At 43.7% G+C, this 15,796-nt stretch carries 17 protein-coding genes; 10 read left to right on the forward strand and 7 right to left on the reverse strand.

What is annotated here, in order from left to right:
- Positions 1–6 precede the first annotated feature (6 nt).
- Together KKC1_RS04990 and KKC1_RS04995 are read left to right on the forward strand one after the other, a co-directional pair.
- Entirely contained in the window at positions 7–1,266 is a 1,260-nt protein-coding gene (locus KKC1_RS04990; protein WP_088553395.1) for a nickel-dependent lactate racemase family protein, read from the forward strand.
- 27 nt (positions 1,267–1,293) lie between these two features.
- Entirely contained in the window at positions 1,294–1,938 is a 645-nt protein-coding gene (locus tag KKC1_RS04995; RefSeq protein WP_088553396.1) for a bifunctional 2-keto-4-hydroxyglutarate aldolase/2-keto-3-deoxy-6-phosphogluconate aldolase, read from the forward strand.
- A 109-nt stretch (positions 1,939–2,047) separates the two neighbouring features.
- Here KKC1_RS04995 and KKC1_RS05000 read toward each other — a convergent pair whose 3' ends face one another.
- The 5 genes from KKC1_RS05000 to KKC1_RS05020 all read right to left on the reverse strand — a co-directional run bounded on the left by KKC1_RS05000 (position 2,048) and on the right by KKC1_RS05020 (position 4,961).
- Complete coding sequence (locus KKC1_RS05000) at positions 2,048–2,521, reverse strand: hypothetical protein (protein ID WP_192868083.1); 474 nt, start codon at positions 2,519–2,521, stop codon at positions 2,048–2,050.
- A 43-nt stretch (positions 2,522–2,564) separates the two neighbouring features.
- Positions 2,565–3,113 (reverse strand): hypothetical protein, encoded by a 549-nt coding sequence (locus KKC1_RS05005; RefSeq protein WP_202819955.1) that lies wholly within the window; start codon positions 3,111–3,113, stop codon positions 2,565–2,567.
- 115 nt (positions 3,114–3,228) lie between these two features.
- The gene (locus KKC1_RS05010) at positions 3,229–3,465 is read right to left on the reverse strand and encodes a hypothetical protein (protein WP_088553398.1); all 237 of its coding nucleotides are present in this window, start codon (positions 3,463–3,465) and stop codon (positions 3,229–3,231) included.
- Between the two features lie 99 nt (positions 3,466–3,564).
- The gene (locus KKC1_RS05015) at positions 3,565–3,810 is read right to left on the reverse strand and encodes a 4Fe-4S ferredoxin (protein WP_088553399.1); all 246 of its coding nucleotides are present in this window, start codon (positions 3,808–3,810) and stop codon (positions 3,565–3,567) included.
- A 104-nt stretch (positions 3,811–3,914) separates the two neighbouring features.
- A complete protein-coding gene (locus KKC1_RS05020) occupies positions 3,915–4,961 on the reverse strand; it encodes a histone deacetylase family protein (RefSeq protein ID WP_088553400.1) in 1,047 nt (348 codons plus the stop codon).
- Between the two features lie 176 nt (positions 4,962–5,137).
- On the opposite strand from KKC1_RS05020, the gene KKC1_RS05025 reads away from it, so the two are divergent.
- From KKC1_RS05025 to KKC1_RS05060, 8 genes are all read left to right on the forward strand, one after another.
- Complete coding sequence (locus tag KKC1_RS05025; protein WP_192868084.1) at positions 5,138–6,298, forward strand: CdaR family transcriptional regulator; 1,161 nt, start codon at positions 5,138–5,140, stop codon at positions 6,296–6,298.
- A 155-nt stretch (positions 6,299–6,453) separates the two neighbouring features.
- The gene (locus KKC1_RS05030; protein ID WP_088553402.1) at positions 6,454–7,596 is read left to right on the forward strand and encodes a glycerate kinase; all 1,143 of its coding nucleotides are present in this window, start codon (positions 6,454–6,456) and stop codon (positions 7,594–7,596) included.
- Between the two features lie 92 nt (positions 7,597–7,688).
- Entirely contained in the window at positions 7,689–9,032 is a 1,344-nt protein-coding gene (locus KKC1_RS05035; RefSeq protein WP_088553403.1) for a GntP family permease, read from the forward strand.
- Between the two features lie 210 nt (positions 9,033–9,242).
- Complete coding sequence (gene glnA, locus KKC1_RS05040) at positions 9,243–10,577, forward strand: type I glutamate--ammonia ligase (RefSeq protein ID WP_088553404.1); 1,335 nt, start codon at positions 9,243–9,245, stop codon at positions 10,575–10,577.
- A 341-nt stretch (positions 10,578–10,918) separates the two neighbouring features.
- Positions 10,919–12,205: an ammonium transporter gene (locus KKC1_RS05045; protein WP_238134211.1), complete on the forward strand. Its 1,287-nt coding sequence runs from the start codon at positions 10,919–10,921 to the stop codon at positions 12,203–12,205.
- 27 nt (positions 12,206–12,232) lie between these two features.
- Positions 12,233–12,571, forward strand: coding sequence for a P-II family nitrogen regulator (locus KKC1_RS05050; protein WP_088553406.1), 339 nt, complete (start codon positions 12,233–12,235; stop codon positions 12,569–12,571).
- Between the two features lie 437 nt (positions 12,572–13,008).
- Positions 13,009–14,382, forward strand: coding sequence for an ammonium transporter (locus KKC1_RS05055; RefSeq protein WP_428844927.1), 1,374 nt, complete (start codon positions 13,009–13,011; stop codon positions 14,380–14,382).
- Between the two features lie 191 nt (positions 14,383–14,573).
- Positions 14,574–14,912, forward strand: coding sequence for a P-II family nitrogen regulator (locus KKC1_RS05060; protein WP_088553408.1), 339 nt, complete (start codon positions 14,574–14,576; stop codon positions 14,910–14,912).
- Between the two features lie 20 nt (positions 14,913–14,932).
- On the opposite strand, the gene KKC1_RS05065 is transcribed toward KKC1_RS05060, so the two are convergent.
- Positions 14,933–15,130 (reverse strand): hypothetical protein, encoded by a 198-nt coding sequence (locus KKC1_RS05065; RefSeq protein WP_088553409.1) that lies wholly within the window; start codon positions 15,128–15,130, stop codon positions 14,933–14,935.
- Positions 15,131–15,147: 17 nt separating this feature from the next.
- Complete coding sequence (locus KKC1_RS05070; protein ID WP_088553410.1) at positions 15,148–15,525, reverse strand: helix-turn-helix transcriptional regulator; 378 nt, start codon at positions 15,523–15,525, stop codon at positions 15,148–15,150.
- Positions 15,526–15,796: the final 271 nt, after the last annotated feature.

Consider the following 15,796-nt stretch of genomic DNA (forward strand, 5'->3'; position numbering starts at 1 on the left):
ATTTATATGCTGCTTAAATTCTATTATCCGGAGATTAAAGGAGTAGAAATACCTGACAAAAATTTATGCGGTGTGTTCAAACCCAAAATGAGAGAGAATAACTTGGATGTTGAGAAGCTGGTCCGACAAGCTTTAGAACAACCTATCGGAACTGGCAAACTAGAGGATATAGTAGGGAAGAGAGACAAGATTTTAATTGTATGTGATGACAATACTCGTCTTACGCCTGCTGATAAAATTTTGAAAGTGTTGCTGCCTTATTTACACGGGTTAGGTGTTAGAAAAGAGGATATTACTATTTTAATAGCATTAGGGACGCACCGTCCTATGCTCCGCAAAGAGTTGGTAGCCAAGTTAGGCGGGAATGTAGTTGATGAATATAAAATAGTTAACCATTTGTGGGATCGAGTAGAAGACAATATCTATTATGGAAAGACTTCTAGAGGAATAGAAGTGTGGGGAAATAGACTATTAGCGGAGGCTGATTTTGTAATAGGATTAGGGCATATCGTGCCTCATAGAGTGGCCGGGTTTTCGGGAGGAGGAAAGATTGTTCAACCGGGAGTATCCATCGGCAAAACTATTGGTGATATCCATTGGCTCAGTGCATTAGTCCCCGGTACGGAAATTATGGGTAAAAGAGATAACCTAGTACGAGAACAAATAGATGAATCGGCTAGGCTCATGGGGCTGGATTTTATTGTTAATGTGGTACAGGATCTAAAGGGAGAAGTAGTAGGAGTATTTGCCGGTGATTTAATCGCTGCTCATCGGGCGGGGTGTGATCTAGCAAAAGAAGTTTACGGGGTTGAGGTTCCTAAAGCTGATATCGTAATCGTTGATTCCTATCCGGCCGATATTGAGCTGTGGCAGGCGGCCAAAGGTATTTACGCTTCCGAGTTAGTTGTTAAAGATGGGGGTTATGTTATTTTGGTAACACCCTGTCCGGAAGGAGTATCCACAACTCATCCTGAAATTGAAAAATTCGGTTACCTTCCACTGAAAGAAGTAGAAGAGCTAGTACAGAAAAAAGAATTAGAGGACCTAACTGTAGCTGCCCACTTGGTCCATGTGGGCAGAGTTATTAAGGAAAAGGGCCATGGCATTATGGTCTGTCCCAATATTCCTGATAAGGTAAAAGAAAAGATAGGCTTTATTCCTGCTTCTACAGTACAGGAGGCATTATCCTATGCTTTACAAGAAAAAGGGGAAGATGCCTCTATCGTTGCTATGCTTCATGCGGGAGAGATTTTACCAATAAGTTAGAATAAAGATAAAAAGAGGTGAGTTTTTGTGGAAAAATTTAGATCTTTAAATACTATTTTGGAGACAGGTATTATTTCGGTAATTAGAGCTGATAATGTTGAACGGGCTGTAGAACTGGCCAAGGCGGTAGCAGAAGGGGGCATCAAGGCTATTGAGGTGGCCTTTACGGTGCCTCAGGCTCACCAGGCTTTGGAGAAATTATCGAATATTTTTGCTGGTTCGGGGCTTTTACTGGGTGCCGGAACGGTATTGGATGCAGAGACGGCCAGAATAGCTATACTGTCAGGAGCAGAATTCATCGTATGTCCCCATACGAATGTAGAAGTAATCAAGGTTTGTAATCGCTATCAGAAGGTTGTACTTCCTGGTGCTATGACAGTCACGGAAGTAGTTAACGCTATGGAAGCCGGCGGGGACATGATCAAACTCTTCCCTAGTAGTGTGTTTGGGCCTAAAGTAATTTCGGCCATCCGGGGACCGCTGCCACATGCACCTTTGGTACCAACAGGAGGGATCACTTTGGATAACGTGAAGGAATGGATTAAAGCGGGTGCCGTAGCTGTAGGTGTTGGCGGAGAACTTACTAAAGTAGGTCAAAATGGTGATTATAAAAAAGTCACGGAGACGGCTTGGGCTTTTGTAACTAAAATAAAGGAAGCCAGGGAAAATTAAGGCTCAGAATAATATCAAGTTTCAATTATTGAAAGACCACCGGTGTTGGTGGTCTTTTACTTTGCCGTTGTCCAGGAATTTTGACAAAAAGGCATGAGTTGTCTAACAACTAATCGGCAAAAACATATTTGGGCCAGAGGCGGTTCTTGTTTACTATCCGCAGCAAGATAAAAATTCCGACCAGATTAAAAGCAATACCCACCCACATCAATGGATACCGGTACTGTTCAAGAAAAAGACTGGCTCCGGACAAACCTATGATAGGTAGTACGTCTCCGAGGTGATGAAGGCAACAGGCTACCATGGAAACGGTGGATGTACCAGTACCGGAGGCTGCCATGGCGGTGACGCTCCTGGTGCGCACCAATTTCTGCAGTTGTTTGATGTAACTGAAAAGTCCGATTTGTATTCCGAAGCCCAGGGAAATTGCGCCTGCGAAGAAAGCATCTTTAATGATTAATTCAGTAGCATGGGACCAGGATTCAACCAATCCTACCAATAGGAAATAGAAGAGTAGCAAGCCTATACAGGCACCTGTACCCAAGAGAAATGAGCGCATTATGATTCTTCTTTTTTGGTCCATATCTTCTCCTCCCTTTTGTTACCGAAGCAGGAAGCTAAATGTGTTACAGAGGTAGTTTCCATACAAACTTTCGGTCGGGAATACCTTTCAAATCTTTTAAGTTCAGTTCTATAACGGAGTTAGCTTTCAAGACGGGATTACCGTCCTCATCTTTCGCGGGAAAAAACAGCATGCCGGCCGGATGATGGCTGCTATTGCTCAACACTTCCCATTTGATCGGTTTAAGTGCGACACCATCTACGGTCAATTGGGTTTTTTCTAATACAGGAAAATTACTTAAGTCTCCCGAATGAGTAGTCATGGAAATTTCAAATACTAAATTGTCTTCCAGGTCTAATTCGGTTATTAATTCCTCCTGATTAGTTAAACGAAAATACTCGGGAGCGGCCCAAAGGACGCCAACCTGTACTCCTCCTTCTCCGTTGTCCGTACGGAAATATAATTGTTCGGCAGTCAGTTGGTTGTCTGAACTGGGGGTTAGTTCTTTTTCCCCTGGTAAAGTTGTTGAATTATCGGAAGAACAACCTGTCAGCAGTACCAGCAAAATAGCTGCAGTAACTACAAGAACTAAAAGATTCCGTTTCGGCAACATTTACCACCCCTTATGGTTGTTTTGAATTCGTGATTTTGAACAATTTTTGTAGTTAAAATATAACCCCCGCTTTCACCAACGGGGGCTATAAAGAGGCGGGGTTTCAAAGCAATGCCTACCACATCATTCCACCGTAAGGTACGTAGCCGCTGTAATTCTGATTTTGATAGTACCCGCCCATCATACCATATCCCATCATTCCGCTGCAAAACTGCCACATTTGTTGGAAGAAATCTTCGTCAAATTGGGGATATGGAGCTAAATTATTCTTATTTTCCGCCGCTAACGCTGTTGAAAGGAATAATGATACTAAAAGCAAAGCTGCAATGGCAATAATCACATATTTTTTCATTCCTGACACCTCCCTGTACCTTAGGTTTGTCTTTATTGTAAGCGGGAAATGTCAGGAAACCATAAGCAAAATGTGAAGAATTTGTGAAAAAGCGCAACTTCAGGTTGTGGTTTTCATTCTCTCCAGCTCTTCTTTGAGGAGTTTTAATTCTTCTTCGTCATTGTATTGGTAAAGAGCTACAGGGCCACAATGAACCACACATGTACCGCAGTTTTTGCATTTGGCAGGATCATAAACAAGTCTGTTTTTTTCCTTATCAAATTGTAGGGCCATTGGTACGCAATAAGAAGCTGCGGGACAATCCGGGTTTTGGTCACATTTGTCTAAATCGATGTAGATGGGCATTAGGCTACCTCCTCTTAAAGTTAATTACCCCATGGGGGTATAATCATTATACCCCCATGGGGTTTGAGGTGTCAAGGACTGGGTGGAAAATAAGAATAAAATCCTTAAATCCAAAACTGTTTATGGTATGCTGAGATTTTATCAATCAGAGATTTCAGGTAAGAGTCAAACCTGTCCGGAGGAGCAGGTTCCGGTTCTTTCAAATTTAAATCTTCGCTTCCGGTCAGTTGGCTAATGATGCTGGCCACCGTGTAAGGCAGAACGTCGAGGTTATAACCGCCCTCAAGGGCCAATACTACTTTGCCTTGACATGTACTGTCAGCCAACTGGCAGACTAAGGCTGTTAAAGTCTTAAAACCGGAATTGGTGAGGTTCATATTAGCCAAAGGATCGGCATAGTGCGCGTCCAAACCGGCTGAAACCATCACCAATTGAGGTTTAAACTTTTCCGCAATTGGAATCAAAATGTTTTCAAAAGCATAACGGTATCCCGAGTCTCCGGTCCCGGGAGGCAAAGGTACGTTTACGGTATATCCTTTAGCTTCTGCACCTCCCGATTCTTCTGCAGCGCCGGTTCCGGGATAAAGGGGTTTTTGGTGAACAGAGAAAAAGAGGACGCTGGAGTCGTTCCAGAAAGCAGTTTGGGTGCCGTTGCCGTGATGTACGTCCCAGTCCACAATCAGTATCCGTTTCAGTCCCAATACCTTCTGAGCGTATCGAGCCGCTATAGCTACATTGTTAAAGAGGCAAAATCCCATGGCCCGGTCCGGTTCCGCATGGTGTCCCGGCGGCCGGACTAAAGCCCAGGCCGTTTGATATTCCCCTCGAACTACCTTTTCTACTGCCAAGATGGTTCCCCCGGCGGCTAGAAGAGCTACTTCGTAGGATTTGGGACTAATAATGGTATCCCAATCCCACCGGTCTCCGCCATGTTGAGCTATGGACGCTATTTCAGAAACATATTTCGAGATATGAACCATGTGTACATGTTGTGGAATGGCGGGTTCTGGCGTCAGCACATCTAGCCGGTTTAGATAGCCGCGTTCTTTTAAAAAGTTCATAATGACCTTTAGTCTTTTTTGGTTTTCCGGATGGGTACCAGTTTCATGCTGGAGGTAATCAGGGTGGTAGATTAGAGCCAAGGGTTTCATTGAGGGCCCTCCCGTTCCTTATAGTCGAATATTTTGCAAATATTCGATATATTTCCCTGTGGTTCCTTTATTTTTTTAAGGCCATGTTTAAATCTTTAATTTGAACGGCTGGATAGGAAAAAGGAGATGATCGGGGAATATTGAAAAAAGGATGACAAATACGGGAGGTAATGCAGTTGAAAATAGATAAGGATTTAGCACAGCAAATAGTTGATCAAACTATAGAGGTTCTGGGTAGAAATATAAACATTATGGACAAAAATGGAATAATTATCGGAAGCGGGGATAAGAAGAGAATAAACACCTTTCACGAAATTGCTGCTCGGGTGGTCAAAGAGGGGCGGACCATCGAAATTTGTCCCGAAGAGGCAGGAAAATTTTATGGAGTAAAGCCGGGAATTAATATGCCCATTATATTCGGCGATTCGATCGTTGGTGTGGTTGGGATCACCGGCGATCCTAATGAGATAAGAAATTATGGGAAAATAGTAAAGAATATGGTAGAGTTGATGCTGCGCCAGTTTTTTCTAATGAAAGAAATTGAGTATAAGAATGACGCCAGGAATTATTTTATCAGAGATCTTCTAGACGAAAACTATAAGGACATAGATTCCTTGGTAAGTAGAGCCCAGATTTATGGCTTTGATTTGGATGTATCCAGAGCGGTGATCCTTATAGAAATTAAGAATGCTAATGAAAACGATTTGCGAAATTTGGAACAATCCACAGAGCAGATGGCCGGCTTTTTCACTTCTGAGGATGTTGTTACTCCCTTAAGTGCCAACAAGCTGGTTATTTTAAAAAAGCAGCAGGAGTTCTTTAAACCAGGGGCTGATTTTAGTTGGGTATATAAAATTAAAGAGTTGCTAGGTAATAAACTAGGGGCCGAAGTTTTCATTGGAATAGGTAATCCCTATAAGGGTTTGGAAGGCATAAGGTCTTCTTATCAGGAAGCTTCTTTAGTGCTAAAAGTAATTTCGAAGTTAAAGGATTTTTATGAAAACGGTGTTGCCCGTGTAACAGACCTCGGTACAGATTACGTTTTACCCTTTATCCCTCCTTCGGTTGGCTGGTCTATAATAAAGGGATTGTTTGGAACTATGGAGAAGGCGAAAGAGATTTTTGAGGACCACAAGTTAGCACGAACGTTTGATTATTTAATGAAGAGCAATCTTAATGTAAACCAGGCGGCCAAGCGACTATTTATACACCGCAATACCCTTCTTTACAGATTAAGGGTATTGGAAGAAAAAAACGGGCTGAATTTGCAGCGTTGCAGTGATGCTTTTCTATTTAATTTTGCTTATCGCTTGTACAGGTACTTGAAAGGCGAATAACAGTTTTGTGCACTTTATACAAAAATAAGCCGATTTATTGGCTTTGTTTTGTTTTTTATATGGATTGAATAAACAAAATCCTTATATTACAATTGAAATTAAATTCGGAAATTTTTTAACCAAAAGGTAAAAGTGTTTTGTCCAGGGGGATATCGATGAAGATAGTAGTAGCACCGGACTCTTTTAAGGGCAGTTTATCGGCCCGAGAAGTTGCTGAAAGTATTGAAAAAGGTGTCAAAGCAGTCTACCCGGAGGCAGAAGTAATAAAGCTTCCCATGGCCGACGGAGGAGAAGGTACCGTTGAAGCATTGGTAGATGCTACGGGAGGAGAAATTTTTTATCATACGGTAACAGGGCCTTTGGGAAATAAGGTTCAGGCTTTTTTTGGGGTAACAGGGGATGGGAAAACGGCAGTTATTGAGATGGCTGCTGCCTCAGGCCTTCCTTTAGTGCCTGAAGATAAACGCAATCCCGCTATCACTACTACTTATGGTACGGGTGAGTTAATAAAAGCCGCCTTGGATAAGGGATGTAGAAAGATAATTCTTGGCATAGGCGGTAGTGCCACTAATGATGGTGGTGCAGGAATGGCGCAAGCTCTGGGGGCAAAACTAGTGGACAGCTGTGGCCGTGAAATTGGTTTTGGCGGCAAGGAACTTCTTAGGCTGGCTCAAATTGATGTAAAAACCATGGACCCCCGGCTTACGGAGACCGAATTTGAACTTGCTTGCGATGTAGATAATCCTCTTTGCGGGCCGAATGGAGCATCGGCCGTTTACGGACCACAAAAAGGAGCAACCCCTGAAATGGTTAAGGAGTTGGACAAGGCTTTAGAACATTACGCGGCCGTTATTGATTCGTTTTTAGATAAGAAAGTAAAAGACGTACCCGGGGCGGGAGCGGGCGGTGGCATCGCCGCCGGAGCGCTTGCTTTTTTAAATGCCCGGTTGCGTCCGGGGATTGAAATTGTAATTGAGACAACAAAATTAAAGGACTTCCTGAAGGATGCAGACCTGGTCTTTACGGGAGAGGGTAAGATAGACAGACAGACTATTTCCGGCAAGACTCCCCTAGGGGTGGCCAGAACTGCCAAGGAGTTCGGAATTCCTGTAATTGCCGTAGCGGGAACGCTGGGTAAAGAAGCACGGGTTGTGTTTGAACACGGTATAGATGCGGTATTCAGTGCGATCAAAGAGCCGGTTTCTCTAAAAGAAGCGATGGAAAACACTCGTTTATGGCTTGCTGAAACAGTTGAAAATATTATGAGAATATACAGTTTGAAAAAAGGAAACGTTTGATAACAATAATAACAGAAGGTAGGTGATATTTAAAGATTTCCAAATATTTATGCATATCAAAACTTTTTTAAAAGGAGGAGGTATTCATCGATATGGTTCAAGGGCCAGTTTTATTGCTAATCCTAATTTTAGCAATTGTTTTTATCATCTTTATGACTGCAAAGGTTAGGTTGCATGCTTTTCTGGTGCTGCTTTTGGCAGCGTTTGGAGTAGGGTTAGTATCTGGCATGCCGGCTTTGGAAGTCATTGACAAGATTACCGGTGGTTTCGGAGGAATTCTAGACTATATAGGGATTGTTATTATAGCCGGGACAATTATTGGTACTTTACTTGAAAAATCAGGCGGTACATTGACTATGGCGAATACTGTATTGAAAATCGTAGGAAAGGCCAGAACTGCCCTGGCAATGTCTATAACAGGCGCTATAGTTTCTATTCCTGTGTTCTGCGACAGCGGTTTTGTCATTCTGTCATCCCTTAACAAGTCCCTTGCCAAAAAAGCAAAAATGTCCATGGCTGTAATGGCCGTGGCCCTTTCCACGGGTCTATATGCAACTCATACCTTGGTACCTCCAACGCCGGGACCGATTGCAGCTGCAGGGACTATTGGTGCTGACTTAGGAAGAGTTATCCTTCTGGGTTTGATAGCTTCTGTTCCCGCCATTATTGCAGGATATCTTTGGGCTGTGAAGGTGGGTTCAAAATATTATGTTGAACCGGATATTAAATTGAATACTAGCGAGGGTCAAGAGGCACAGCGGGATCTGCCAGGTGTATTTGATGCCTTTGCCCCCATAGTGGTACCTATCCTACTGATAACTCTCAAATCAATTGCCGATTTCCCCAGCGCACCTTTTGGTGAGGGCAAAGTGAAGGTTATCTTAGATTTTATGGGTGATCCGACGGTTGCCCTGTTGTTGGGGACCTTTCTGGCGTTTAGGTTGATTCCCCGGTGGTCGGAGGAGTATATCAACGGTTGGGTCGGAGAAGGATTGAAAAATGCTGCATCTATTATTATGATCACCGGTGCAGGAGGAGCTTTTGGCAGTATTCTAAAAGCAACCCCTATTGGTGATTACCTGGGCAACACATTGGCCCAATACAATATTGGCATTTTCCTACCTTTTGTAATTGCAGCAGCATTAAAGACGGCTCAGGGTTCTTCTACCGTGGCCTTGATAACTACTTCTGCTATTGTCGCCCCTATGTTGCCTTCATTAGGTTTAGATTCGGAAATGGCAAAAGCCCTGGTAGTGTTGGCCACAGGGGCAGGGGCTATGACTGTTTCTCATGCCAACGATAGTTATTTCTGGGTGGTTAGCCAGTTTTCCAACTTGGATACTTCTTTGGCCTATAAGACCCATTCTATGGCCACCCTTGTGCAGGGAATTGTTACTATCATATTTGTTGCCATATTGTCCCTGATATTTATTTAAACGATAACTAGTTTTTTCAGTCCAAATCCTCAAAAAAAAATGATTGACTTTTTGTAAATAGGTGGTATAATCTATAAAAAAAGAAAATATATGTGGGCAAGGGTGTCCAAAAGGTAATTGTGGGCGAAGGCGTCCTCATGGTAGGTTAGTCTACCTACGTGAGGACGTTTTTTGTTTTCAATTCGAAAATAGTCGCAAGGAGGTCTGTGTATGAAACCTGAACTTACTAAAGAAGATGTCTTGAGAAAAGCAAAGGATTTGGACGTACAGTTTATTCGACTGCAGTTTACAGACATTTTTGGAGTACTGAAAAACGTAGCTATTACTATTGATGAACTGGAAAAGGCGTTGGATGGAGAATTAATGTTTGACGGTTCCTCCATCGAAGGTTTTGTCCGCATTGAAGAATCTGATATGTACCTGCGCCCGGATCCAAACACCTTTACTATTTTTCCCTGGCGCCCGAACCAGGGAGCTGTTGCCAGATTAATTTGCGATGTGTACAATCCCGACGGAACGCCTTTTGAGGGTTGCCCGCGGGGAATTTTGAAAAAAGTTATAGCTGAAGCGGCGGAAATGGGATACACTATGAATGTTGGACCTGAACTGGAATTTTTCTTGTTCCATACAACGGAAGACGGCAGACCTACTCTGGAAACCCACGATAAAGCCGGATATTTTGATTTATCTCCGGTAGACCAGGGGGAAAACGCCCGGCGTGATATGGCTCTGGCTTTGGGACAAATGGGTTTCGAGATAGAAGCTTCTCATCATGAAGTTGCTCCGGGACAGCATGAGATAGATTTCAAGTATGCCGATGCAGTTACCACCGCTGATAATATTGTAACTTTCAAGTTCGTGGTTCGAACTATAGCGCAGCGTCATGGATTGCATGCGACTTTCATGCCCAAGCCGGTTTTTGGAATTAACGGTTCTGGTATGCATACCAACCAGTCCCTAATGAAAGATGGCAAAAATGCTTTTTATGATCCTAATGGGAAGCTGGAATTAAGTGAAATTGCCTATTATTACATCGGAGGTTTAATGAAACACGCCAGAGCAATAGCTGCCATTACCAACCCGACTGTTAATTCGTACAAACGGCTGGTACCGGGCTACGAAGCTCCTGTTTACATTGCCTGGTCGCCCCGTAACCGCAGCCCCTTAATCCGTGTACCGGCTAAAAGAGGTATGTCCACTAGAATTGAGTTAAGAAACCCTGATCCGTCCTGCAATCCTTATTTGGCAATTGCCGTTATGCTTAAGGCGGGACTGGATGGGATTAAAAACAGCATAACTCCTCCGCCACCGACAGATCGCAACATTTATACCATGACGGAAGCGGAGAGATTAGAACTGGGTATTGAAAGTCTTCCCGGCAGCTTGGCGGAAGCGTTAGATGAGCTGGAGAAAGACGAGGTTATTAAATCGGCCTTAGGTGAGCATGTTTACAGTCGGTTCATGGAGGCCAAGCGGATTGAATGGGATAATTACAGAAAACAGGTTCATCAATGGGAAATTGATCAGTATTTAACCAAGTTTTAACTTAGGCTTAAAAATTAAGATTCAAGCGACTACTGGGTGCGGTGAGGTACCGTGTAGTCTGAAGCAACGGCGCTTTGGAGTTTTCTCTGCCACCAAAGCGCCGTTTTTCAATCTAATTATCCAATAGCTTACAATTCTTTAGGAGCATTGGCGCTCCATATAGGGCAATGAGGCTCTCGGAACCAGGAAATTTTCTGAGAGCCTTTTTACTTTTTACTTTAAAAAGTCCAAGGGGGTGGTAAATGAGAAATACGCGGTCAGTTTAAGGAATTCTCAATAAAAATGGAGGGGGGATAACTATGTTACAGAGATTTACAAGTTTGATTGTTCTACAGGCGTTAATGGCGTTGGTATTTCCAGCTTTGGCGTTAGCCGCAGAAGGGCCTACGGCTGAAAGTAATGCGGTGGCGCTGGATACCGTATGGACTCTTATAGCTGCTTTTCTGGTATTTTTCATGCAGGCAGGTTTTGCTATGGTTGAAGCAGGGTTTACCCGGGCCAAAAATGCTGGGAATATTATCATGAAAAATCTAATGGATTTCAGTGCCGGTTCTCTAGTTTACTGGTTGATCGGTTATGGAATCATGTTTGGAGCCGACAAGTTCGGTCTTATAGGGACCGATGGTTTTGCCCTAGTTGTGGATCAGGGTGATGGGATGCCTGTATGGGCCTTCATCATCTTTCAAACTGTGTTTGCCGCCACGGCTGCGACCATCGTGTCTGGAGCCATGGCGGAAAGAACTAAGTTTACCGCTTATTTAATCTACAGTGTGGTTATAAGTGCAATTATATATCCCGTGGTCGGGCACTGGATTTGGGGTGGTGGCTGGCTAGCCAACTTAGGATTTAAGGATTTCGCCGGTTCTACGGTAGTTCATTCCGTTGGCGGCTGGGCAGCCCTGATAGGAGCGGCGCTTCTCGGTCCGCGGATTGGTAAATACGGCAAAGACGGCTCGGTTAATGCCATTCCCGGACACAGCATTACCCTAGGAGCGTTAGGCGTATTCATTCTATGGTTTGGCTGGTTTGGTTTTAACCCCGGTAGTACGGTGGCGGGTACGGACTTGAGCATAGCATTGATTGCGTTAAATACCAACCTGGCGGCGGCAGCAGGAGCCACTCTAGCCATGATTACCAGCTGGATCAGATACGGCAAACCGGATGTCAGTTTAACTCTTAACGGTGCCCTCGGTGGATTGGTCGGTATTACTGCCGGTTGTGCTTTTGTAAACCCTTTGGGAGCTGTAATTATCGGTGTGCTCTCCGGTATTCTCATAGTTATAGCAGTAGAGATTATTGATAAAGTCCTTAAAGTTGATGATCCAGTAGGAGCAGTGGCAGTCCACGCAATATGCGGGGCTTTCGGGACACTGATGGTTGGTTTACTTGACGTGGAAGAAGGTTTGCTTTATAGCGGCAGTGCGAAACTACTGGGAGTACAGGCGCTGGGAGTTGTAGCCGTATTCATATGGACTGTAGTTACATCTTATATTCTCTTCAAAGTTATTAAGAGCACAATAGGCCTGCGGGTTAGCGAAGAAGAGGAAGTGGCCGGTCTTGACCGCGGTGAACATGCCTTAGAGGCTTATCCAGATTTTGTTGCCCGTGATACTAGTGTTACCCTTTAATAAGATTACCCAGCGGAGGGATTGCCTATGAAAAAGATAGAATGCATTCTTCGGCCGTCTAAATTTGAAGAGGTTAAAGAGGCCCTGGGTGAATTCGGTATCCATGGTATGACGGTAACCAATGTAATCGGTTGTGGATTGCAGAAAGGCAAGACGGAAGTTTACCGCGGAAGTACCTATACCATTAATTTGCTACCCAAAGTTAAAATAGAAATAGTAACTACAGATGAACTAGTGGAGAAGGTGGTTGAAATAATCAGAGCTAAAGCAGCTACCGGTGAAATAGGTGACGGCAAGATTTTCATTTACCCGGTAGAGAACGCGATCCGAATTCGTACCGGGGAAGTAGGAGAAGAAGCAATTTAGTTTGGGAAAATTTTATATACCGTGTTGGTTTTTAGGTAGGTATTCTCTTTCGTTCATTACAGGTCATTAGGGAAGAGGATACCTACCTTACTTTATGTGATTTCAGTTGATTTTAGAATTTAACTCTATATTATTTTGTATACAATACGTTTAACCGTTGACTATAGTGAAAAGGCTGGTATAATATATTTAGCCAAAAAAATATTTTTGGGCAATGGTGTCCAATATCAGTACCGGGCGAAGACGTCCCTGAGTAGGTTAAGACTACGAGGGGACGTTTCTGTTTTTAGTACTGATACTGCTTACCCATGACTATATGGTACGATGAAGTGCCATATAGTTAAAAGCAGCGGTGCTTTGGGGTTTTACTTTCAACCAAAGGGCCTTTTTTTAATTTTATGACCAAGGAGGGTTTATGGATGTTTGGCAAAGGAGTTATGGTATCTTTATGGGGAGCTTTATTATGGTTTGTTTTTCCGGGAAGAGTATGGGCGGCTGAGCCAACACCTGCCAGTAATGCGCTAGCCATTGACACCATATGGACACTTTTGGCGGCATTTTTGGTGTTCTTAATGCATGCAGGTTTTACTATGGTAGAATCAGGTTTTACCCAGAGCAAGAATACGGTTAATATCATTATGAAAAACTTGGCGACGATTGCCATTGGCGTTATTGTCTTTTTTGCCGTGGGCTTTGGCATAATGTTTGGGCCTGATGTGGGTGGTATTATTGGAACCAAAGGGTTTTGGATGGAAAACATTAGTGACTTAGATTTTGGTATCCCTACTCTTGGTTTTTGGTTGTTTCAGGCAGTTTTTGCTGCCACATCAGCAACCATCGTGTCCGGTGCCGTTGCGGAAAGGTTTAAATTTGTGGCTTACTGTATTTTCACCGTAGTTATGACGGCAATTATATATCCGGTCGTCGGTCATTGGGTATGGGGCGGGGGTTGGCTTTCAAGATTAGGATTTATTGATTTTGCCGGATCAACTGTTGTCCACTCTGTTGGTGGATGGTCGGCCCTTGTGGGTGCCTACTTGGTGGGGGCACGTTTAGGGAAATACGGTAAAGATGGTAGTGTACAGGTTATTCCCGGTCATAACATACCTCTTGGAGCTCTGGGGGTTTTCATCCTTTGGTTTGGATGGTTTGGTTTTAACGCAGGCAGTACTATATCCGGAACCTCACCTGAGATTGTTTCAATTGCCACAACCACTTTACTTGCAGGTGCGGCTGGTATTGTCGGAGTTATGTTAATAACCACTATCAAATATTCAAAGCCCGACCCAACCTTGACCTTAAACGGGGCTCTCGCCGGTTTGGTGGGTATAACCGCCGGTACAGCTTCGGTTTCACCTACGGGGGCCCTGATAATTGGTTTGGCTGCCGGTATAATTATGGTTTTCGCCGTGGAATATTTCGACCGGGTAGCAAAAATTGATGATCCGGTAGGAGCTATTTCGGTGCATGGAGTTTGCGGCGCTTTTGGAACTCTGGCGGTAGGACTGTTTGCAACGGAAGGTGGGCTCTTTTATGGAGGCGGGATTTCGCTGCTCGTGGTTCAACTTATAGGAGTTATAGCCGTATTTGCCTGGTCCGTTTTCTGCAGTTGGATTGTCTTCAGTATCATTAATGCTTGGGTAGGGTTGCGTGTATCGCCCGAAGAGGAAATGGAAGGGCTGGATTTGGGTGAACACGGTCTGCGGGCATATGGTGATTTCGTTTTCAGATCTGCTATTCCAGGGAGTTCTGTTCAACCTGCAACCCAGGAGATTAGGATGGCAAAACCCGAAATAGAAGTATCTCGCTAAGAGAGAACGCTTGATAATAAGCATAAAAAGGGGCCTTTGTAACACAGGTTGAAGGCCCCCTTTTTTTGAACATGGTTAATGCTAATGAATTTCTCGATTCCGTTGTATATTTGAGAGGATTCTCAGTAAGGATAAAGAATAATTTTATTTATAACAAAAGCAAAAGTGAATAATGAAATAGGGTGATTTAGTTGAAAAAGATTGAATGCATTATTCGACCGGCAAGACTAGAGGCCGTTAAAGAAGCACTCGGCAGGTTTGGAATTCATGGTATGACTGTAACTCATGTGATAGGTTGTGGATTGCAACAAGGTAAGACGGAATTTTATCGAGGTAGCCAGTACAAGGTGGACTTACTGCCGAAGGTCAAAATTGAAATCGTAGTAAAAGATGATTGGGTCGATGGTGTTATCAATGTTATTAAATCTAACGCTTTTACTGGAGAGATAGGCGATGGGAAAATTTTCGTTTATCCTGTAGAAGATGCGGTACGTATACGTACGGGTGAGCGCGGCGACGATGCCATTTAAGATTTTGAGGGAGAGGCTTTTCAAGCCTCTCCTTTCAGGTCTTTAAGCTTGTTTTCCACTGCTTCAATTTGCCTTTGAAGGTTTTGTAAATATGACTCCAGCTGCGCTACATCTTCCTGCTTATAACATTTCCCGTGCTGGTGACGTCTTTGTTCTCGGTGGTGACAGCATCCCCGGCCATAATGGTTGCCTTCCCGGTAATGATGGCTCTGATACATAGAATTCACCTCCCTTCTCAGTCATCTGGAAACTGTTCACGATATTTTTGCAGAAAGTATTCTAGCCTCTTTTTGTTTTCTTTAATGCTTTCGGCCCAGGCGTGCAGCAGGTCTTCGCCTTCGCTAGTCAGGGTGTAAAGTCTTCTGGCAGGCCCTCCGCCGCTGGTATCCCACTCCGAGGAAACCAGCCCTTCCTCTTCCATGCGCCGCAGGTATCTGTATACGGTACCCGGATCAGTTTCCCCATCGGCAAAACCAAATTCTTTTAAACTCTGGATGAGATCATAGCCGTAAGTAGAGCGGCGGCTTAATAACAATAACAAACAGGGTTCCATGAATCGTTCTACTGAAACATTGATGCACCTACAGCCCCGGCGACGATGTCTGCCACACATAAGCAACACCCTCCTTTATATGCATAATACCTATATATGTTTAGTTTGATTTTACCATAAGTTCCGTCGACTTGTAAACCTTTCTGAGAATTTTTTACTATGGGGCTGATAAAAATTGGGCCATCCCCATTGAGACGGATGGTCGGATAGAAAACTTTTTTTGTGGGAAGGATTGGAGAACTCTGTACCTCAAAAGCGCACGCCAGTTGGGATTGGCAAGCCACACTTTTAGACTAAAATTAGCGACTTCTGTCGCTTATTTTTTTTTGAG

It is taken from the genome of Calderihabitans maritimus (assembly GCF_002207765.1).
Classification (GTDB): Bacteria; Bacillota; KKC1; order Calderihabitantales; family Calderihabitantaceae; genus Calderihabitans; species Calderihabitans maritimus.